Annotated in this window: 18 protein-coding genes and 1 tRNA gene; 13 read left to right on the forward strand and 6 right to left on the reverse strand. The window is 54.5% G+C overall.

The window, feature by feature from the left end:
• Positions 1-22: 22 nt before the first annotated feature.
• On the forward strand, positions 23-2167 hold the full coding sequence (locus KGA97_RS11470; protein ID WP_223480797.1) for a 3-hydroxyacyl-CoA dehydrogenase NAD-binding domain-containing protein: 2145 nt from the start codon (positions 23-25) through the stop codon (positions 2165-2167).
• A gap of 95 nt (positions 2168-2262) precedes the next feature.
• A complete protein-coding gene (locus tag KGA97_RS11475) occupies positions 2263-2985 on the forward strand; it encodes an amidotransferase (protein WP_008027324.1) in 723 nt (240 codons plus the stop codon).
• An 84-nt stretch (positions 2986-3069) separates the two neighbouring features.
• On the opposite strand, the gene KGA97_RS11480 is transcribed toward KGA97_RS11475, so the two are convergent.
• From KGA97_RS11480 to KGA97_RS11490, 3 genes are all read right to left on the reverse strand, one after another.
• Positions 3070-4041 (reverse strand): magnesium and cobalt transport protein CorA, encoded by a 972-nt coding sequence (locus tag KGA97_RS11480; protein WP_008027325.1) that lies wholly within the window; start codon positions 4039-4041, stop codon positions 3070-3072.
• A 137-nt stretch (positions 4042-4178) separates the two neighbouring features.
• Positions 4179-4901: a 1-acylglycerol-3-phosphate O-acyltransferase gene (locus KGA97_RS11485; RefSeq protein ID WP_008027326.1), complete on the reverse strand. Its 723-nt coding sequence runs from the start codon at positions 4899-4901 to the stop codon at positions 4179-4181.
• A 213-nt stretch (positions 4902-5114) separates the two neighbouring features.
• Positions 5115-5804, reverse strand: coding sequence for a crotonase/enoyl-CoA hydratase family protein (locus tag KGA97_RS11490; RefSeq protein WP_008027327.1), 690 nt, complete (start codon positions 5802-5804; stop codon positions 5115-5117).
• A 309-nt stretch (positions 5805-6113) separates the two neighbouring features.
• Between KGA97_RS11490 and KGA97_RS11495 the strand changes: the two genes are divergently transcribed.
• Positions 6114-6203, forward strand: a tRNA-Ser gene (locus KGA97_RS11495).
• A gap of 359 nt (positions 6204-6562) precedes the next feature.
• On the opposite strand, the gene KGA97_RS11500 is transcribed toward KGA97_RS11495, so the two are convergent.
• Positions 6563-9658, reverse strand: a complete 3096-nt coding sequence (locus KGA97_RS11500) for an ATP-binding protein (protein WP_223480798.1) — start codon at positions 9656-9658, stop codon at positions 6563-6565.
• A 923-nt stretch (positions 9659-10581) separates the two neighbouring features.
• Between KGA97_RS11500 and KGA97_RS11505 the strand changes: the two genes are divergently transcribed.
• The 10 genes from KGA97_RS11505 to KGA97_RS11550 all read left to right on the forward strand — a co-directional run bounded on the left by KGA97_RS11505 (position 10582) and on the right by KGA97_RS11550 (position 18801).
• Positions 10582-11772 carry a hypothetical protein gene (locus tag KGA97_RS11505; protein WP_223480799.1) on the forward strand — a complete coding sequence of 397 codons (1191 nt, stop codon included), beginning with the start codon at positions 10582-10584 and terminating at the stop codon, positions 11770-11772.
• Entirely contained in the window at positions 11769-12350 is a 582-nt protein-coding gene (locus KGA97_RS11510) for an adenylyl-sulfate kinase (protein WP_207286653.1), read from the forward strand. The genes KGA97_RS11505 and KGA97_RS11510 overlap by 4 nt, the downstream gene beginning before the upstream one ends.
• Positions 12347-13096 carry a class I SAM-dependent methyltransferase gene (locus tag KGA97_RS11515; protein ID WP_223480800.1) on the forward strand — a complete coding sequence of 250 codons (750 nt, stop codon included), beginning with the start codon at positions 12347-12349 and terminating at the stop codon, positions 13094-13096. Before KGA97_RS11510 ends, KGA97_RS11515 begins: the two co-directional genes overlap by 4 nt.
• A 5-nt stretch (positions 13097-13101) precedes the next feature.
• Complete coding sequence (locus tag KGA97_RS11520; protein ID WP_223480801.1) at positions 13102-15417, forward strand: PEP-utilizing enzyme; 2316 nt, start codon at positions 13102-13104, stop codon at positions 15415-15417.
• Complete coding sequence (locus KGA97_RS11525) at positions 15414-16028, forward strand: gamma-glutamyl-gamma-aminobutyrate hydrolase family protein (protein WP_223480802.1); 615 nt, start codon at positions 15414-15416, stop codon at positions 16026-16028. Before KGA97_RS11520 ends, KGA97_RS11525 begins: the two co-directional genes overlap by 4 nt.
• A gap of 28 nt (positions 16029-16056) precedes the next feature.
• On the forward strand, positions 16057-16770 hold the full coding sequence (locus tag KGA97_RS11530) for a phosphocholine cytidylyltransferase family protein (RefSeq protein ID WP_223452064.1): 714 nt from the start codon (positions 16057-16059) through the stop codon (positions 16768-16770).
• 46 nt (positions 16771-16816) lie between these two features.
• Complete coding sequence (locus tag KGA97_RS11535; RefSeq protein ID WP_008027329.1) at positions 16817-17137, forward strand: YbjQ family protein; 321 nt, start codon at positions 16817-16819, stop codon at positions 17135-17137.
• A gap of 178 nt (positions 17138-17315) precedes the next feature.
• Entirely contained in the window at positions 17316-17504 is a 189-nt protein-coding gene (locus KGA97_RS11540) for a hypothetical protein (RefSeq protein ID WP_032828671.1), read from the forward strand.
• A gap of 312 nt (positions 17505-17816) precedes the next feature.
• On the forward strand, positions 17817-18188 hold the full coding sequence (locus KGA97_RS11545) for a hypothetical protein (RefSeq protein WP_008027331.1): 372 nt from the start codon (positions 17817-17819) through the stop codon (positions 18186-18188).
• 190 nt (positions 18189-18378) lie between these two features.
• Complete coding sequence (locus KGA97_RS11550; protein ID WP_008027332.1) at positions 18379-18801, forward strand: glycine zipper domain-containing protein; 423 nt, start codon at positions 18379-18381, stop codon at positions 18799-18801.
• A 261-nt stretch (positions 18802-19062) separates the two neighbouring features.
• Here KGA97_RS11550 and KGA97_RS11555 read toward each other — a convergent pair whose 3' ends face one another.
• Together KGA97_RS11555 and KGA97_RS11560 are read right to left on the reverse strand one after the other, a co-directional pair.
• Positions 19063-19455, reverse strand: coding sequence for a hypothetical protein (locus KGA97_RS11555; RefSeq protein WP_223480803.1), 393 nt, complete (start codon positions 19453-19455; stop codon positions 19063-19065).
• Positions 19452-19870: enterotoxin A family protein (locus tag KGA97_RS11560; RefSeq protein WP_223480804.1), on the reverse strand; the 419-nt coding region annotated here is incomplete at its 5' end. The genes KGA97_RS11555 and KGA97_RS11560, both read right to left, overlap by 4 nt.

The following is a 19870-nucleotide window of genomic DNA, read 5'->3' on the forward strand; positions in this document are numbered from 1 at the left end:
ACGATTTCAAGGAATTCTCTTCATGACTGAAGCCATTCGTTACGAAAAAGGGCAGGACCAGATCGTCGTCCTGACCATCGACATGCCGGGCCAGAGCGCCAACACCATGAACGCGGTCTACCGCGAGGCCATGGCCGCTTGCGTCGCCCGACTGGTTGCCGAGAAAGACAGCATCGCCGGCGTGATCATCACCTCGGCGAAGAAGACCTTCTTCGCCGGCGGCGACCTCAATGAACTGATCAAGGTCGGCAAGCCTGAAGCCAAAGCGTTCTACGACATGGTGCTGACGCTGAAGGGCCAACTGCGCACCCTGGAAACCCTGGGTAAACCGGTGGTCGCCGCAATCAACGGCGCGGCGCTGGGGGGAGGTTGGGAAATCTGCCTGGCCTGTCATCACCGCGTGGCGCTGGGCAATTCATCGGTGCAGCTCGGCCTGCCGGAAGTCACCCTCGGCCTGTTGCCGGGCGGTGGCGGGGTAGTGCGCATGGTGCGGATGCTCGGTCTGGAAAAAGCCCTGCCGTATCTGCTTGAAGGCAAGAAAGTCCGTGCGCAACAAGCCTTGCAGGCGGGCTTGATCGATGAGTTGGCGCTGGATCACGATGAGCTGCTGAGCAAGGCGCGCGCCTGGATTCTGGCCAACCCGACAGCGGTGCAACGTTGGGATGTGAAGGGCTATCAGATTCCGGGCGGTACGCCGTCGAACCCGAAAGTCGCGCAGATGCTGGCCATTGCGCCGTCGATCCTGCGCACGAAAACCCAGGGCTGCATGCCCGCACCAGAGAAGATTCTTTGCGCCGCAGTGGAAGGCGCTCAGGTGGATTTCGACACGGCGCACCTGATCGAAACCCGTTACTTCACCGAACTGACCACCGGCCAGATCTCGAAGAACCTGATCGGCACGTTCTGGTTCCAGCTCAACGAAATCAATGCCGGCGGTTCGCGACCTCAAGGGTTTGCACCTTACGTGACGCGTCGCGTGGGGGTTCTGGGCGCGGGGATGATGGGAGCCGGCATTGCCTTTGTCAGCGCCTCGGCCGGTATCGAAGTGGTGCTCAAAGACATCAACCTCGCTGCGGCGGAAAAGGGTAAGGCTCATTCGGCGGCGTTGCTGGACAAGAAGATTGCCCGGGGGCAATTGAGCATCGAACAGCGGGACGCAGTGCTGGCGCGGATCAAAACCACTGAAAGTGATGCCGATCTGGCCGGTTGTGACCTGATCATTGAAGCCGTGTTCGAAGACCGCGAACTGAAAGCCAAAGTCTCTTCAGCCGCGCAACAGGTCGTCGGCCCGGACGCGGTGATCGCTTCCAATACCTCGACTCTGCCGATCAGCGGGCTCGCTACCGCCGTACCGGATCAAAGCAAATTCATCGGCCTGCATTTCTTCAGCCCCGTGGAAAAAATGCCGCTGGTGGAAATCATCAAGGGCGCCCACACCAGCGACGAAACCCTGGCCCGCGGTTTCGATTTCGTCCTGCAAATCAAGAAAACCCCGATTGTGGTCAACGACAGCCGCGGCTTCTTCACCTCACGCGTGTTCGGCACCTTCACCAACGAAGGCATTGCCATGCTCGGCGAAGGCGTGAGCGCCGCGATGATCGAGACCGAAGCGCGCAAGGCGGGCATGCCCATCGGGCCTCTGGCGATCTCCGACGAAGTTTCCCTCAGCCTCATGAGCCATATCCGTCAACAAACGGCCAAAGACCTGCAAGCGGAAGGGAAACCACTGATTGAGCACCCGGCGTTTGCCGTGATTGACTTGCTGCTCAACGAATACAAGCGTCCGGGCAAAGCGGCAGGCGGTGGTTTCTACGAATACCCGGCCGGTGGCCAGAAGCACTTGTGGCCAGCGCTGAAAAGCCGTTTCGAGAAGGCAGACGGGCAGATTTCACCGAAGGACGTGCGTGATCGCCTGCTGTTCGTGCAAGCCATCGAAACCGTGCGTTGTGTGGAGGAGGGCGTGCTGACCTCGACTGCGGATGCCAACGTCGGCTCGATCTTCGGCATTGGTTTCGCGGCCTGGACCGGCGGCGCGCTGCAGTTCATCAACCAGTACGGCGTGAAGGACTTCGTCGCGCGTGCGCAATACCTGGCCGAGCAGTACGGCGAGCGGTTCGCGCCACCCGCGCTGCTGCTGGAGAAAGCGGCCAAAGGGGAGGTGTTTTAAGGGACCGATGACAACTCGTGGGGCTTGCCTTGGAACGGTGTTTCGAGGCAGGCTCTGGGGTGTGCATTATTCCCATCACGTGTCAGGTATTTTTTATGTCGTTACGCATCTGCATTCTGGAAACCGACATCCTGCGTCCGGAACTGGTCGATCAATATCAGGGTTACGGGCAGATGTTCCAGCGTCTGTTTTCGCAACAACCCATCGCGGCCGAGTTCACTGTCTACAACGTGATGCAGGGCGAATACCCCAGCGATGATGAGGCCTTCGACGCCTATCTCGTCACCGGCAGCAAGGCCGATTCCTTCGGCACCGACCCGTGGATTCAAACCCTCAAGGCTTACCTGCTGACCCGCTACGAACGCGGCGACAAACTGCTGGGCGTGTGCTTCGGCCATCAGTTGCTGGCGCTGCTGCTGGGCGGCAAGAGCGAGCGTGCGACCCAGGGCTGGGGCGTCGGCACCCACAGTTACAAACTCGCCGCCAAGGCGCCATGGATGAGCCCGGTGCGCGAAGAGTTGACGTTGTTGATCAGCCACCAGGACCAGGTGACGTCGTTGCCGGAAAACGCCACGGTCATCGCTTCCAGCGATTTCTGCCCGTTTGCCGCGTACCACATCAACGACCAGGTGTTGTGCTTCCAGGGGCACCCGGAATTCATTCACGATTACTCGCGAGCCTTGCTGGATATTCGTCAGGAAGCGTTGGGCGAGCAGGTGTATACCAAGGGCATGGCGAGCCTTGAACATGAGCATCATGGCGCAACCGTTGCGGAGTGGATGATGCGGTTTGTGGCGCATAAACCAGAAACTGTTTGAAGCTGAAAAGCATCGCTGGCAAGCCAGCTCCCACAAGGGGTACACGGATCCCTGTAGGAGCTGGCTTGCCAGCGATTGTGTTGTTTACAACCACCCCGATTTCTTGAAACTCGCCCACAAACTCACACACCCCACCGCAATAAACCCCAGCACCGCGAAATACCCGTAATGCCAGGTCAGCTCCGGCATGTTCTGGAAGTTCATCCCATAGATCCCGGCCACTGCCGTCGGGAACGCCAGAATCGCCGCCCACGCCGCAAACTTGCGCTGCACCACGCTCTGCCGTGACGCCTCCAGCAACACCCCGACTTCAATGGTCTGGCTGGCAATGTCTGCCAGCGTCGTCAGGTCTTCCATCTGCCGGGTCACATGGATCTGCACATCGCGGAAGTACGGGCGCATGTTCTTGTCGATGAACGGAAAACTCAGCTTCTGCAGCTCTTCACCGATTTCCACCATCGGCGCCGCATACCGCCGCAAACGCAATACATCGCGGCGCAGACTGTGGAGTTTTTGAATGTCGCGCTCGTTCAGGGAGCTGCACATGACGTTACGTTCCAGCTCATCGATCTCTGCATGGATCGCTTCGCCCATCGGCTGATAGTTTTCAATCACAAAGTCGAGGATGGCATAGAGTACGAAATCTTCCCCGTGCTCCAGCAACAGTGGACGCGCCTCACAACGCTGGCGGACATAAGCGTAGGACGCCGAATGACCGTTACGCGCAGTAATGATGTAACCGTTGCCGGCAAAGATATGAGTTTCGATGAACTCAAGCTTTCCTTCATGGCGGATCGGCGAATACGTGACGATAAACAGCGCATCGCCAAAGGTTTCCAACTTCGGTCGACTGTGTTTTTCCAGGGCGTCTTCAATGGCCAGTTCGTGCAGGTTGAACTGGCGTTGCAGATTGAACAGCTCCTGGGCATTCGGCTCTTCGAGGCCGATCCAGACAAAGTGACCAGGCTTGGCGGCCCAGGCAGCGCCTTCGTCGAGGGTGATATTGGTGACCTTCTTACCAGCGCTGTAAACCGCAGCAGCAACAACTCTACCCATGATTCAGCTTCACTTCTTATTAGTAGCAGGCAGTGTTCAGCTTATCCTTCTATACCGCTTGAGAGTCAGTGAAATCTGCAGAGATCGCCGGCAAAAGTTCGCAGGCAAAAGAAAACCCGCACAGGGCGGGTTTCGTTTCATGCGGCTTGCAGTTGCCGATCCATCGAGGCGATGCACTCGCGCATCTGCTCGCGGCACTGGGCGATCAGCAGCGGCATGTCGTCCAGGCTCAGTCCGGCAGTTGGAATGGCCGGCAAAGAACGGATCAGAATTTTCCCACTGCGCCAGCGGTTCAATCGCATGTGTTTGACGTAACTGCTGACACACACCGGGACGATCGGCACGCCCGCCGCGATCGCCATCTGGAACGCGCCTTTCTTGAAGGGCAGCAGGTCTTCACCGAGATTGCGCGTGCCTTCCGGGAACACCCAGATCGAGGTGTCTTCATGCTGCAAGGTGTGTGTGGTGGTCAGCATCGACTGGCGTGCCTTGTGCGCATTGCCACGGTCGATCAACACATTACCGGCCAACCAGAACAGCTGACCGAACAACGGCACCCACTTCAGGCTCTTCTTGCCGATGCACACGGTGCGGCGGGGCACCACGTTGCCGAAAACAAACAAGTCATAGTTGGACTGGTGGTTGGCGATGATCACGCAGCTCTCGGGTTTATCCATCAATGGCCCGACGTCGGCCTTCACTCGCAAACGCAAAATGCACATTGCCGGCCACGCATACAGGCGCGCGCACAAACGGCTGTTGTCCGGGTTGAACGGGCGAAACAGCCCCAGAATCACCCCCAGCACACCAGCGAGAATAAAGTGCAGGCCCATCAATAACATACGAAACACGAACAGCATTTACAGGCCCCACCGGGACAAAAGGTGGCGCAGTGTACGGATGTGCACTGTTTTCGGCAATTGCCTCTATAGAGGTAGGAGATAGCCGATGTTTGAGCGCATGTTTCCGACTAGTTGGTCAGATCTGTTCTAGAGGGGTTGTAGACTTTTCCACAGAGCGTGTATGAAAAAGCCCGACACGATGGTCGGGCTTTTCGGTGCAGCATCTTTGGGTTAACCCAAATGCTCCTGATCCTGGATGATTGCGTTGTCCAGGGTGTCCAGCAGTGCCTTGCGCACTTTCAGCTTGGTGTTCTTGTGCGCGGTCATGTTGATCTTCTTCAACTGACGAGCCGCTGCCAGCGCCGCGCCTTGCAGCTCTTCGGGCGACACCACCAAGTCGAGGAAACCGGCATCCACGGCACTCTTCGGGTTGAACATCTCACCGTTGATCACCGAACGATGCAGCGCTGCCTTGCTCAGGCGATCACGGGCGATCTCAATGCCGGCGTGGTGCATGGTCATGCCGATCTGCACTTCGTTCAGGCCAATGCTGAACGGGCCGTCGACACCAATGCGGTAATCCGCCGACAACAACAGGAACGCGCCCTTGGCCACTGCATGCCCAGGGCACGCAACAATCACTGGAAACGGGTGCGACAACAGACGACGGGACAATGTCGAGCCAGCCGTCACCAGCGATACGGCTTCTTTAGGGCCTGCTGTCATCACCTTCAGGTCATAACCGCCCGACAGAATTCCTGGCGTACCGGTGATGATCACCACTGCACGATCAGTCACTGCCTGATCCAGCGCAGCATTAAACGCAGCAATCACGTCCGGAGAGATGGCATTGACCTTGCCGTTGCTCAAGGTCAGGGTCGCGATACCGTCTTCGAGGTGGTAGGAAATCAACTCACTCATGACGCTATTCCTTGTATGAAAGTTGGGGCAGACGTTACCCACCGCCGCAGGCCAGGTAAAGCGCCGTGACTGACCCGCCAGTCACCCTTTCCCCGCCGGGCAAGCGTAGCCCGCCGCTCCCGCCGTGCATTCCCCTCTCTATATAGGAGAGCACGAAGCCAGAGATTGGCAGGTTTGCCATGGCCCGGAATGCTCCCGGAACCTCCAAACCGCTAAGCACATGAAAATTCTGCAAAAAAAGTTTGCCATCAGAAAAGCTTTCGACTACATTAGCGCGCCTCGACAGACAGAACATGTTTGACGAGATACGGTGAAGTGTCCGAGTGGCTTAAGGAGCACGCCTGGAAAGTGTGTATACAAGAAATTGTATCGAGAGTTCGAATCTCTCCTTCACCGCCAAATTCGCAAGGCCCCGGTAGCTAATAGCTCCGGGGCTTTTTGCTGTCTGGCGTCCACAAAACTCGCCCGAATTGCATACATCAGACGAGTACACCTTATGGTTTTAGCTAAGGGGCGACCGACGTTAGATTCCTGTGGACGTTACGAATATCGCCGTAAATTTACCTAGCCGCTACCTCATCAATTACGCGTGCTGGTCGGCTGTTTGCATTTTTCTTGGCCGATACACTCGGTAGTGATGACCGGTAGAGCCCCTCACATTCCAGACGTGGGGAGAGGCCCGCTCTTCGGTAGATTTTTGATGTACGGCTTTGCGTCCCCCTTCGACTAAATCGGCAAGAGGTCAGTCGGAGTAGTCTTCAATCTTGTGTACTTTCGTCTGGTAGTCCACGCGCACGTTTCCAACGCTCCCAAAATATAGTTGGCTTCATTATTTCGTAGTCAATAAATTTTGCCAGTTCATAATACGATCGACGGATATCGTCGGTCTTAGCTTGATTGGAGAGTCGTGGTTGCGTCCATCGACACAATGCGTCTATCTGATCCGATGTTGTTTCGATATGAACTCCACCAGGCTTGGGTTCGTCAAGAAATAGAAACGGAAGCAAAACACAATTTCCGCTAAAAGCGAGCATAGGGAATAATTTTTGTGCCGTGAGTTTGGTATCATTTCTAAGCGCAAGAAGTTCGAATGAACCGTCGACGCAAAGAATGTACCGTCGGTTACCATGTGATCTTCTCATGGCGAGTGAAAGTTCAGTAGCCAGAGCATTTTTGCTCCAAGGCTCTTGGGGTTCATTGCGTAATCTGTAACGAATGCGAAGATGTTTATGCTCTTCTTGTAATCGTTGCAATTTTTCAGCAGTTGTCGTGGGAGCGTTATATACCGGCGAGGGGCCGCATATGTGCTCTGGACCGACGGCCTGTATTGTGTTTCCGGTAATTTTTACCCATTCAGAAAGTATAATGCTTAGCGTAAGCTCGTATCTCGACTCGCTTACAATCAAGTCGCATCCGGGCAAGGGCGAGTCTTGCTCTGAATATTTGGCACCAAGTGTCCAGTCGGGTTGTTCGAAAAAGGATCGGATTTTTTTTCCATCATTATTTGCGACATGGTCAAGCCATGCATCATCGAGTCTATTAGAAAGATCTATCCAATCACCGCCAAACTCAAGCGCCATGCCCTTGAGGAAAAGTGAATAAGTCGCACGTTTCTCTCCAGTGTCATCGGTAAGAAGCGGGCAGTTTTCGGGAATCTGTAGATCTTCTTTTACCGCGTATTGAAGGCATGCTAGTGCAGTCTTCTGGAGCATTTCGTGTGCGCTAGAAGAGGCCTTGTCGCGATTGAAATTGAGCCAGCTACCGGCTTTACCCGACATCAGATCAATTTCAATGCGTACATTCGGTAAGTAAATATTCTTAGTTTCGAATTCCTGCCCTCGATAGAATGTATGGATCGAGTGCGCCGGATGAGTTCCGATATTCGGCTCATACCAAAATCTAACTTCCGTTTGCTCAGTCTTGATAAATCTCCACATTTTTCGATCTGTATCGTCATCCTGCACTGGATTTTCGCCATCGATATTGAATCGACCATCAAGTGTGGTCAAGGCGCCGCTAATGGGTATAAGGGAGTGTTGGCCAAATGCGGCGACTTGGTCTGCAAGTAGTGCAGCTTCATACGGGAAGTTTTCGTCAAGAACTGGGTCCAGCGCTTTAACGAGTCGAGACGCGATAGATGCGTCATTTAGGCCTGAGATGTACCATGACTTCGCAAAAGCATCCAACTCGAAGGTGAGTTTGACGGTTGTGCCATGAGAGGTGGATATGTCATCGTTCAACTTGCGAAGTACGACAAGGCCTTCTTTTGGTCCAGTTGGACTGTGCATTGTTATGTCGAAAATTTCGTTCGTGAAAATACTTTTAGTTTGCAAGGACAGTTCTTCACAAAGCATGAAGGCGCTTTGTAAACCTATGCCGAAGGTGCCAGAGGGCTTCATCCACTCCGGCATTTTAATTATCTCTCGTTGGCGCTCCGTGTTGCGTTGAGAGCCCCCGATTCTAAGCATATGCTCAAGGTCGTTCCGGCTGATGCCTGTTCCAGTGTCTCGAATCGTAAGCGTCCAAACAGATTTTTCGCTTGTAGTGTCTTTCTTAAGAGTTGACTCTACGAGTTCTACAGAGATTTGAGCGCTTTTAAACAGCGCTCTCATTTCTGCATCGTCCGGTGTTTCCCAGGATTTCGTATTGTTCCTGTTCGTTAGCCAGATCCGAAGCAATGTTGCGTCTACGGCGTTCTGTAGCAGCTCTCGTACACAAACAAATCTGCTGTCATAGAGATTATTCCCTTGAAGTAGCTCAATAGCTTTACCAGTATCAACAGAAAAAGCTGGTCGCTCCCCAGCCTTCAGAATTTGTAGATTCCCGCCTAAACGCACAGAAATAGGGCCGAGCATTGGCAATAGACCGAGTTCTCTGTTCGGGACAATGTCACGCCAGTTTGCCCTTTGGTCCTGAACCTCTTGTTTCAGCCAATCGAACCAACGAAATGCTTCGAGGTAACCATCAATCGTCTCGCATTCAGCGACAACTTCTATGCGTTCCTGATCGATTCGTAAGTGCCGCATTCCTGCGTGCTTGTCTTCGTGGGCTTTGCTGACGCTCGATCTATCATCGCCGGCGATTCGCTGCATTACTGGACAAAATCTGTTGTCATCTAGGTCAAGTAAGTCGCCCATCCGGAGTAAGCAGGCGACAAACCGAGGATGGCAATCCTCTTGGGCCAAGCCGGCCTCCCGGAACGGTAAGCCATTTTCCGCGAGTAGGTCTCCGAAAGGGGCGCCGTGTATCTGGCAAATTCGCCCAAGTAGCTTGAAGAGACGGGCGGGGATTAGCTCTGTCCGAGGGGAGCTAATTCCGACTGTGCTCATAGGTGCGCGCACAATCTGTTCTGCCCGAGCTGGATGTTTCCGTCGGAACCACTCCGCCATGAATTCGCGAAATTTCGACACCATCTCAAGAGGGGTGCTGTACTCAAATATCAGGGCAGGGTCCGCCTTTAATTTGAACGCACAAGCGAAGGAGTGCAGTTCATGATTCTGCTGAGCACAGATGGATTCAACGAACTCTTGAAACTCCGGGTCATCAATAGCATCTTGCATATCTGCTTGCGGGACGACCATCCCGATGTCATGCCAGTAGGCTGACTCAAGTAGCAACCAAGTGTCAGTTGCCGTTAACAGGCTTATGTTGTCGCCCAACAATCGTTCGATGTTGACAAGTATCTGTTTGCTGTGTGACTCGTCATGGCGACTGTAATGGGGAAACAAACTGCCGACCGTTTGTAACGCTTTGGGAATCAATTTTTCGTCGAAGTCCCATTGGCTATACAGCGAGCGGAGAGCGGAGTGATCTTCAGCTTTCAATTTCAGGTGTTTCACAAGCAGATCGGCCATGTAACTGAACTCGTATTTTTTTGATTTTTTGATTTGGGAGCATGCCCCCAATCTTGGATACGCTGCTTTCTGGTGATTACTGTCGCCTGCATCATACCTGTTGCTCGTTGCAACGTATGGTTATATGGCGTTCCCTGTCTTTTTATTAGCCAGTCAGCCGATAAAATTCACCAGTCCATCTTTATCGGTCCGTTCCATTCGTTCAAGAAGTTGAAAGTGGACTGATTGCCGACGTCCACCACGGGGGCATTTGCTCCTCCCAATGACACAATGGTCAGCATCGGGCACAAGGTCCTTCGCCTCAGGGAGAGTGGATCTCCGGATACGCCGGAGAAAAACACGCTGACAGCGACCACGTCTGTTTTCTGCGAATCTGCGGACCGCATTGATCACGTTATGTCGGTATCCGTTACTACGCCATAGCATCGCCCGAAGTCAGCTCTACTATGCTGCTGGCGTTGTGTACCTTGAGTTTCTACCCCAGCAGGTGCCCGGAATGGCCCGTGAATGCTGGGCTTTACAGGTCGTTGATGGAATCGAGAGTTCGAATCTCTCCTTCACCGCCAAATTCGATGTAACCAGAACCCCTGATTTCGAAAGAAGTCAGGGGTTTTGTGGTTTCTGGGTGTCTGGATTTCGAGGCGGCACGTTGGCCGCGCCAAGGGTAAAAAATGCTCGCCTGGTGGGGTGTCAATTTGCCAGCGTATGATATATTGGCGCGGTTTATGTGATCAGGATCAAAGCTTTACTATTGATTTTCAATGAAAATTAATACGACTTTAGTCTGATTCGCTTAACAACAAGGATGTACACGTGCGAAAGGGATATGCACTTAGGCAGGATCAAATGCTTTTCCCTTTTTTGCGCGTTTACTTGGCCTGAGCCTGGCTTGCCTGGGACAGCTTTGAAGGTGCGCGTTTTATATGCAAAGCGTTTATTTGATCAGTAACGTCAATAATGGCGGAAAAACCTATCTTGAGTACTTGCTGCCAGCGCTAAATGCTCTTCGCAATCACTACAACTGCATTGTGCTTCAGACAAACATTGTCGGTATCAGCAAGTTTGAAGCGGAACAGTTTCTAGGCTGTCCAGTTGAAGAGGTGGGGCTGGATGATATTGGAAAACTGAAATCACAAGTAATTATCTCGAACGATGCTTCTATCGGGAAATTACTTGATGAATCAAACTTCACCATTTTTATTGCGCACGGCAATGTAGGGATGCCCCTCGCGGATGTTTACTACTGTTCCGGCTGGACATCCTATTGGGATGCAATTGTTTCCTCCTCCAGATCGCTTTTTGATTTGATTAAAACAGGCATGTACTACTTCAGGCGGGACAGAGTCGCCTTGCGTCTGGAGCTTGAACCGGACCGATCGCGTACGGACCTTCGAAACACTAGCGCAGTATCCGTACTGCCCATCAAAATTCCCGACATGTTCAGCGCTCCCCCTGAGTTTCGGTGCATGTCCGAGGAGTATGTTGTTGGCCTTCTGCCTACCCAGATAGGTATTTGCCCGAGTGGCGCTTCTCTGTTTGAAAACATGGAGGTGGTCATTAACTCGGTGAAATCCCAGATTCCTCATGCGAAGATCATTTTTCGACCGTATATGACGGATTTTGACCGTCCCTATGTAAAAGAGTTGTGTGAGCAACTTGCCCGGTACCCATGGGTTTCAATTGACGATACTAAAGGCAGCAGTAAAGACTTCTATCGGATATGTGACACGATCATCACTGATGCCTCCAGTGGTGGTGTGTCCTTTATGCTGAATACGTGCAAGCTGCCGATTTATTATGTTCCAGTGGGTCACGATAGCAGTCCAATCGTCGAAGCCTGGCTGGAACAGATGGAGGGCTTGTTGCCGATCGCTAAAAATGGCGATGAGCTTAAGGATATGGTGCTTGGATTTAAACTGCTTACTTCAGAGCAAAAGTACTTCATTTATAAGAAGTTCTACGACTCAGAGTACAGCGGACTTCATCATCCGGATGAGGTGTTTCTTGAGTTGGTTGAAAACCGACATGAGTCCCGTTTTCGTTACTGTGTGATCGACTCTTTTGGGGGCGCTCACGACAATTTCATTAGCGACCCTGAAAGAGCGCTGCAATGATCGTGAGTAACTTCCAGGCTCCCAGTGTTGATATGAATACCTCTATTGGCGAGGTCGTGTGGATTACCGGTTTGTCGGGTGCCGGTAAATCAACGCTGGCCCATGAGCTTGTTGCCAGGCTTAGAAGCGATGGTCATCCGGTTGTCATGCTGGATGGAGATGAACTGCGTGATGTGTTTGGCGCAAGTGCGGCCAATGCGCAAAACCACGGGCGTGAAGGGCGGTTGGCGCTGGCCATGCAATACGCTCATTTATGCAGGGTCATAGCGGCGCAGGGGTTCACGGTGGTGATCGCCACGATTTCGCTGTTCCGCGAAGTTCATGCGTGGAACCGTGCCCACCTGCCTGGTTATTTCGAAATCTATTTGAAGGTGCCGATGGAGGAGCTGCGCCGTCGGGATCCCAAGGGCATCTATCGCCGGTTCGATGCGGGCGAGTTGCACAACGTCGCGGGGCTCGATTTGTCGATTGACGAACCGGGCGCGGCAGACTGGGTGGTGGAGTTCGACCCCCACCGCCCTCTATCTATGTTGACTGATGACTTACTGCACCATTTTTATAAAAGGAAGTTGGTATGAAAACGGAATGGGATTACACCACACTGGCCGACGCTTACTTGAAGCGTCCTGACTACGCCGATGCTGCGATCGATGCAATGCTTTCGATTGCAGGCGCCGAGAAAGGCGACAAGTTCTGCGACGTTGGAGCCGGGGTTGCGCACCTGACCTTAATGTTGGCTGCGCGAGGCCTGGACGTTGTTGCGGTGGAACCTAATGATGCGATGCGAGCGAATGGCATCAAGCGTACCGCGGACCTGACTCATGTCAGTTGGCATGAAGGCACAGGCGAAGTAACAGGGCAGCAGTCGCAAGCTTTCGACATGGTCACTTTCGGCAGTTCCTTCAATGTCTGTGACCGTGAGCAGGCTCTCAAGGAAACCGCGCGCATTCTCAAGCCGCGAGGCTGGTTCGCCTGTATGTGGAATCATCGTCATCTTGATGATCCTGTCCAGGCCCGAATTGAAGCGATCATTAAAGAGCGGGTTCAGGGTTACGGCTACGGTACTCGTCGTGAAGATCAAACGGCAGTGATTGATGCCAGTGCGCTGTTCGGTCCTGTTGTTCATCTTGATGCGCGTGTCATTCACGAACAAACCATTGAAGAATGTCTGGAGGCGTGGCGTTCTCACGCAACGCTTGAGCGTCAGGCAGGTGCGAATTTCCATGAGGTGATTAGCGCCATCGATGACTATTTGAAAGGCCTGGGGACTGCCTCGATCCAGATTCCGTACTCAACCAATATCTGGGTTGCTCAGCTGAGATAATCCTGATGGCTCTGCGATTTTCCACCAAGGCCGGTACGCTTGCCGGCCTGCAAGAGCGGCTGACTTCGGCGCGCATTGCTCCGTTGCTGTCTTTCACCGTAAGGGACTGGCAAATGGGCCGGCAAGCCTGTTTTCGCGACATTCAGGGACGCTTGGACGCCGGCCCCTGGATCGTGCGCTCCAGTTGTCTGCGCGAAGATGGCGTACAAGCATCCGGTGCGGGGGCGTTTCTCTCTGTACTTGACGTCAATGAAGCAGGGTTGGAATCGGCGGTCGAACAGGTCATCGCCAGTTATGGCGATGCCAACCAGGCAGACGAAGTTCTGATTCAACCGATGTTGAATAATGTCGTTCGGTCCGGCGTTGCCTTCTCCCACGACCCGAATACCTGTGCGCCCTATCGGGTGGTGAACTGGACGGAGGGCCGTGACACTGCCTCTGTCACTGGCGGTCTGGGTGGCCGGCTTTGGCAGCAGGCGGCCCACAGCAAAGTGCCGCCACCGCCAGATATGCTGCCCGTCGTGATCTTGCTCGAAGAGTTGTTGGAGTTGTTCGAGGGGGTGCCGGTCGACTGTGAGTTCGCTGTCACGCGGGAGGCTGAAGGCGAGGTGTTGTGGTTATTGCAAGCCCGACCACTGATTTTGCCAGCACGCCCGGAATCCGAAGCAGCTCAAGCCGATCGGCTGGAAAATATTCAACGCAAGGTAGCGCGGGGCATGCGGCCGCACCCGTTCCTGATCGGCCAGCGTACCGTTTATGGTGTGATGCCGGACTGGAATCCGGCCGAAATTATCGGTATCCGTCCCAAACCACTGGCGCTTTCGCTTTACCGGGATTTGGTGACTGACTCGATCTGGGCCTATCAACGCCATAATTACGGCTACCGCAACTTGCGCAGCTTTCCGCTGATGCCGCATTTTTTCGGGCTGCCGTACATCGATGTTCGATTGTCTTTCAACTCGTTCATCCCGGCAGACCTGGATGAGGGGTTGGCGGGGCGTCTGGTCGACCACTATATCGATCGGCTGCTGTCCGAGCCGACGCTGCACGACAAAGTGGAGTTCGAGATTGTGTTCTCGTGCTACACACTGGATTTGTCGCAGCGACTGGAGCGCCTGGCCAGTGCCGGTTTCCTGGAGCATGAGCTGGAGGCCATCAGCAGCAGTTTGCGCAAGTTGACCAACCGGATCGTCCATCCCAAGGATGGCTTGTGGCGCGCAGATGCCAACAAACTCGATACGCTGAATGCGCGACGTGAGGCATTGCTGGCCTCCAACGCCGACCCTCTGGAGCGGATTTACTGGCTGTTGGAGGATGCCAAGCGCTACGGGACCCTGCCATTCGCCGGTCTGGCCCGCGCCGGCTTCGTCGCGGTGCAGATGCTCAAATCCCTGATGACGGTGGGCGTGCTCTCGCAGGCTGACTACGATTGTTTCATGGGGGGGGTGTCGACTGTCAGCGGCCAGTTGGCGCGTGACCGCGCGACATTGGACAAGGCGACGTTCCTCGCGCGCTACGGCCACTTGCGCCCGGGCACCTACGACATCCTTTCACCTCGCTACGATGAAGCGCCGGAACTTTACTTTGACTGGACTCAGCGCCCGTCCGTCCCGGAGCCCGTGCAACCGTTTTCGCTGACCCTTCCACAAATGCGCGAAATCGTGAAGCAACTGGAGTCACACGGCTTGCAGCCCGACCCTGTCGGCTTGCTGGACTTCATGCAAGCAGGAATCGAACTGCGCGAGCTGGCGAAGTTCCACTTCACCCGCAATCTCTCGGATGCCCTGGCATTGATCGCGCAAGTGGGGGCGCAGCACGGCATCAGTCGTGAAGACATGGCCTATTGCGACATCAGTGTCTTCAAGGAACTGCACGTTGCGGCAGCCAACACGAGCGATGTGCTGTTGCGCAGCATTGAGCAGGGCAAGGCCCGCCACGCAGAGACACTAAAGGTATCGTTACCGCCGGTGATCACCCGGCCTGAGGATGTCTGGTCTTTCGAATGGCCGGAAACAGCCCCCAACTTCATCACCCAGAAGCAGGTGACTGCCCCCGTGGTGGGCAGTGACGACCGAGAAATACTCGCCGGCGCGATTGTCTGCATTCCCAACGCGGACCCCGGGTTCGACTGGTTGTTTGCCTACCCGATTGCCGGGCTGATTACGGCTTGGGGCGGCGCGAACTCGCATATGGCGATTCGTGCAGGAGAACTTGGCTTGCCGGCAGTGATCGGTGCCGGCGAAGTCCTCTATCGGCGCTGGTCGGCGGCTCAACGCTTGCACCTGGATTGCCCGGGGCGCTGCGTGGAGATGCTGGCATGAAAGTCGTTGCCCTCAGCCAGCGTGTGGACGTATTTCCCGAGCGTGGTGAAAGCCGCGATGCAATAGACCAGCGTCTGATCAGCTTTCTACTGGAAGCCGGCTTTTTGCCGGTGCCGGTACCCAACGGGTTGTGTCTGCAAACCGCTGACGGACGGCTGGCTCAGGACGCCCTGCATGACTGGCTGCACACGGTATCGCCACAAGCCATCGTGCTTTCGGGGGGAAATGACATCGGCCAGTGTCCGGCGCGCGACCTGACTGAAGGCAGATTGCTTGCCCATGCACGATCCCTGCGCCTGCCCGTACTTGGAATTTGCCGGGGCATGCAGATGATTGCGCACTGGTCGGGCGGCGAGCTGAAAGCGGTGAACGGTCATGTGCGAACCCGGCATGAACTGTCAGGAAAAATCGTTGCCGAGGTGAACAGTTATCACGGTTTTTCGCTTGCCGCTTGCCCTGAAGGTTTTGAGGTCCTGGCGTGCAGTGGGGATGGGGAAATCGAAGCCATCCGGCACCGCAACCTCCCTTGGGAGGGCTGGATGTGGCACCCGGAGCGAGAGGACGTCTGGGCTGCGCACGACGTTCATCGACTGAAGCAATTGTTCGGTTAATAAAGACATTTCATGAGGTAGGACTGTTGTGAAAGCCATTATTCTGGCTGCCGGACGTGGCAGCCGCATGAAAAGTCTCACGGATGAACGTCCGAAATGCATGGTCGAATTGCGTGGCAAGACACTGCTGGAGTGGCAACTTTTGGCGCTGCGCGGTGCAGGCATTAGCGAGATAGCCATCGTGACCGGCTACAAGCGCGAGGTGTTGGCAGACCAAGGGCTGATCGAGTTCCATAATCCTCGCTGGGCGCACACCAACATGGTCTCCTCATTGGCGTGTGCTGAAGCCTGGTTGCAGGATGCTCCGTGCATCGTGAGTTACTCCGACATTTTTTACAGCCCCGCAGCAGTCCAGTCGTTAATGACATGCAAGGCTTCCCTGGCCGTCACCTACGACCCGAACTGGCTGGCGCTCTGGACACAGCGCTTTGGTGATCCGTTACTGGATGCCGAAACGTTCCGCCTTGCCTCCACCGGCACCTTGACCGAAATCGGCAACAAACCGACTTCAGTCGATGATGTTCAGGGCCAATACATGGGGCTTCTACGCTTCACGCCTGAGGGGTGGGCAGAGGTCGTCCGGCTTCGCCAGGCCTTGACCCCGGAACAAAGAGACAAGGTGCATATGACGAACACGCTTCAACAGGTCATTGACGCGGGGCGGGTCCCGATACACGCCGTTGCATACACTGGAGAGTGGGGAGAGGTGGACTCTTCAGAGGATCTCTTTGTGTATCAATAATTGAGGTTTCAGGCCTTGAGTGACTATTTATGAAGAAGGAATGCCCATGATCACCACCACCACCCACGCCATCGAAGGCCGCCAGATCACCGCTTACCTCGACATCGTCAGCGCCGAGTCGGTGCAGGGGGTCAACGTTATCCGCGACATGTTCGCCGGGATGCGGGATTTTTTCGGCGGGCGCTCTCAAACATTGGAGCGTGCATTGAAGGAGGCGCGGATTCAGGCCACCGACGAGATCAAGGAGCGGGCGCGGGCACTGCAGGCCGATGCGGTGGTGGGGCTCGATTATGAGATCAGCATGCCGGCCGGCAAGGGCGGCATGGTGGTGGTATTTGTGACCGGGACGGCCGTCAAACTGAGGTGATTCAGGTAACGGTTCATGTATTTGTTTTGTAGGAAGCCGTGCGGGCCATTCGTCGGGTGTTGGGGAATCTGAATTACAAGTCCGGTAATGACCGGCTAGTCTCAAAAGCTTGGTGGTCGATATGTTTCAGGCAAAAGGGCTTGCCGGTATCGATCCCGCTTTTGAAAGGGGCGAAAAGATGGCTGATCCGTATATCGAAGACGACGGTGCTGAATTTCCAATCAACAATAGCGTGCGGTGTGGCCAGACAGACTATGTGGTGGCTTACGGTGACGATCAGGTCAAGCTTGGCAAAATGAAATCCCAGGTGCCCCAAGGGCCGAAGGCGAAATTTTTACCCAAGGTTGCGGCACCCGTCAGGAAGTAATCCATCCTCTCCAGACCCCGTCATTGAGCGGGGTTTTTTATGCCTGCAACCTTTTTGGCGGCGTGTGTTTTTCGGCCTGGGTTTTCACAAAGTTTTCACAAGGCCTTACGTAATCTCAACTCATCCGTTAGAAAGCAACACCTGGCCCGTCTCCCCAGCGGGCTTTTTTTTGTCTGTCATAAAACCTTTTCCATAAAAGCTGTCCAACCGTCGCCGATGGTGAGGTTGGGGCTGTGTGTCTGGACTTTCTCGCCGCTAAAGCATTCAATCTCGACCCTTTTTGATTTCCCCCTATTTTTTGAGGTTCTTGTCATGCGTTTAACACTGCCCGCTCTGGTTCTGGGCCTTTTGGTTGCTCAAGGTGCAATGGCTGCTGGCGACGGCACTGCCGCACTGGGTGGCGGTCTGGGTGGCGCGCTGGGTAATGTGGTCGGCCAAAGCATGGGTGGCAGCACTGGCGCTGCAATTGGTGCTGGTGTCGCGGGCGCCGCGGGCAGTGCTGTTGGAGCACGCAAAGGCAGCCGCACCAAAGCGGCCATCGGCGGCGGCGTGGGTGCTGCGGGCGGCTCGATAATCGGCAACAGCCTGGGCGGCAAGACCGGTTCGACCATCGGCGCAGGCCTGGGCGGTGCTTTGGGCGGCGGCGTGGGCAGCAATCTGGGCAAGGGCCACAAGGGCCACTGATCCTGATCGATCCGCTCAAAAAGCCCGGCTTGATGCCGGGCTTTTTGTATCTGGCTGTTTCTCTTTCGCAGCTTTTGCATCTTTAGCTGTCCAACGGTCATCGCTGGCCGGATTCAGTGGGGACAGGTGCTAGACTCCGCCCATCCGCAGCGAATTCTTTTCTCCCGATGCGGAATTAGAGGTTCATATCATGCGTTTGACATTGTCCACATTGTTTCTGGGACTTTTGGTTGCTCAAGGTGCGATGGCTGCCGGTGATGGCACCGCTGCTGTTGGCGGTGGTATCGGCGGTGCATTGGGTAACGTTGTGGGTCAGCAAATGGGCGGCAGCACCGGTGCCGCGATTGGCGCAGGTGTAGGCGGCGCGGCGGGTAGCGCTGTTGGTGCACCTAAAGGCAGTCGCACTGAAGCAGCGATCGGTGGTGGTTTGGGCTCGGCGGGCGGCTCGGTGATTGGTAACAGCATTGGCGGCAAGACCGGTTCGACCATTGGCGCAGGCCTCGGCGGCGCAGCGGGTGGTGCGCTGGGCAACAACCTGGGTACTGACAGCGGCGATTCCCATTCCGGCAACGGTCACAAACACAAGCATAAGCACAAGAACAAACACCACTGATTCGACGATCAGTGACAGCAAAACCCGGCCTGGTGCCGGGTTTTTCATTTTTGCGAGCGTGACACCGGAACGTTGCCGCTCAACCGATTGTCCCTTCGATCGAACGGTTTCCGTGGCGGTGTCATCAAAACTTCAGGTGTTGTTTTCAATGCCCCTGAGAGGTGCTTTTGACCCGAAAGATACTGATGTCGATGACACCCCTAGCACCCCATGCTAGTACGCGAGTCAAACTGGTAGAACCTGTAAAGGCGCGCCAGGAGTTTACCCAGCAAAAGACTCAATCCAGCGCTTGTAAAAATCACGTTGTTGTTCAACGTCATTTGTAATGTCGGCTACTTCATAATCAAAAATATTGACCAAGTCGTCGGGCCCGGCTGGTTTACCCAATTGAAGCTCATACGCTACTACTCCTGCAGACATTTGCGAAGACATGCTGGATGGGTGCACGTTGAGTTTGGCGCCCTTGCATAAAAACTTTGTTTCCGGGTAGTCCGCTCGCAACATCCCAAAGCAAACATACAGATCAGAGCCTGAGTATGTTTTTCTTAAGCCGCTTTCCAAAACTAAAGTTAATGTGCGAATTCGTCGGTCGCATTCGATCACTACCTTATTAATGGTGCCCTGAGTATCGGTGGTTATTTCTATTATTTTCATGGCAGCTTTCTGTTTGGGTTGGGAGTTGAGTAACCTTTGTAGGTACCATCAGCGTGCACGGGGGTAACGCCGAGGATGTATTTGCTATCGACTCCACCAGGCATGGCAATTTCAGCCTCACCTTTATGAGGCGAGAGCAAACCTAGCTTTTTGTTCACATCTATCCCTTTGATGTTTTTTATTACGTACACAAAACCATCTTCAAATCCGTAACCAGTGGCAAATTTTATAGCCTCCTTTTCAGAGGTAGTGGTGCTGACAAAAAAACTGGGAGGGCTTCGGTTGTCGCGTGCGTGCAAGTAAAGATCAATACTGTCTCCCAACGGCTCAAATCCAGTCTCAAAAATTTCCGAGGATTCCCTCGCGTCTCCTCGGTACAAGTAACGTTTATTAGTTTTTGGGGGTGGGGTTGGGG

The sequence above is a fragment of the Pseudomonas sp. BF-B-15 genome, from assembly GCF_019946675.1.
Classification (GTDB): Bacteria; Pseudomonadota; Gammaproteobacteria; order Pseudomonadales; family Pseudomonadaceae; genus Aquipseudomonas; species Aquipseudomonas migulae.

Coding starts and splice junctions, on each gene's coding strand:
- KGA97_RS11505 (WP_223480799.1), top strand. CDS start 10,582: ATGCAAAGCGTTTATTTGATCAGTAACGTCAATAATGGCGGAAAAACC.
- KGA97_RS11480 (WP_008027325.1), bottom strand. CDS start 4,041: ATGGGTAGAGTTGTTGCTGCTGCGGTTTACAGCGCTGGTAAGAAGGTC.
- KGA97_RS11535 (WP_008027329.1), top strand. CDS start 16,817: ATGATCACCACCACCACCCACGCCATCGAAGGCCGCCAGATCACCGCT.
- KGA97_RS11520 (WP_223480801.1), top strand. CDS start 13,102: ATGGCTCTGCGATTTTCCACCAAGGCCGGTACGCTTGCCGGCCTGCAA.
- KGA97_RS11550 (WP_008027332.1), top strand. CDS start 18,379: ATGCGTTTGACATTGTCCACATTGTTTCTGGGACTTTTGGTTGCTCAA.
- KGA97_RS11470 (WP_223480797.1), top strand. CDS start 23: ATGACTGAAGCCATTCGTTACGAAAAAGGGCAGGACCAGATCGTCGTC.
- KGA97_RS11475 (WP_008027324.1), top strand. CDS start 2,263: ATGTCGTTACGCATCTGCATTCTGGAAACCGACATCCTGCGTCCGGAA.
- KGA97_RS11555 (WP_223480803.1), bottom strand. CDS start 19,455: ATGAAAATAATAGAAATAACCACCGATACTCAGGGCACCATTAATAAG.
- KGA97_RS11515 (WP_223480800.1), top strand. CDS start 12,347: ATGAAAACGGAATGGGATTACACCACACTGGCCGACGCTTACTTGAAG.
- KGA97_RS11485 (WP_008027326.1), bottom strand. CDS start 4,901: ATGCTGTTCGTGTTTCGTATGTTATTGATGGGCCTGCACTTTATTCTC.
- KGA97_RS11525 (WP_223480802.1), top strand. CDS start 15,414: ATGAAAGTCGTTGCCCTCAGCCAGCGTGTGGACGTATTTCCCGAGCGT.
- KGA97_RS11490 (WP_008027327.1), bottom strand. CDS start 5,804: ATGAGTGAGTTGATTTCCTACCACCTCGAAGACGGTATCGCGACCCTG.
- KGA97_RS11540 (WP_032828671.1), top strand. CDS start 17,316: ATGGCTGATCCGTATATCGAAGACGACGGTGCTGAATTTCCAATCAAC.
- KGA97_RS11500 (WP_223480798.1), bottom strand. CDS start 9,658: ATGGCCGATCTGCTTGTGAAACACCTGAAATTGAAAGCTGAAGATCAC.
- KGA97_RS11510 (WP_207286653.1), top strand. CDS start 11,769: ATGATCGTGAGTAACTTCCAGGCTCCCAGTGTTGATATGAATACCTCT.
- KGA97_RS11545 (WP_008027331.1), top strand. CDS start 17,817: ATGCGTTTAACACTGCCCGCTCTGGTTCTGGGCCTTTTGGTTGCTCAA.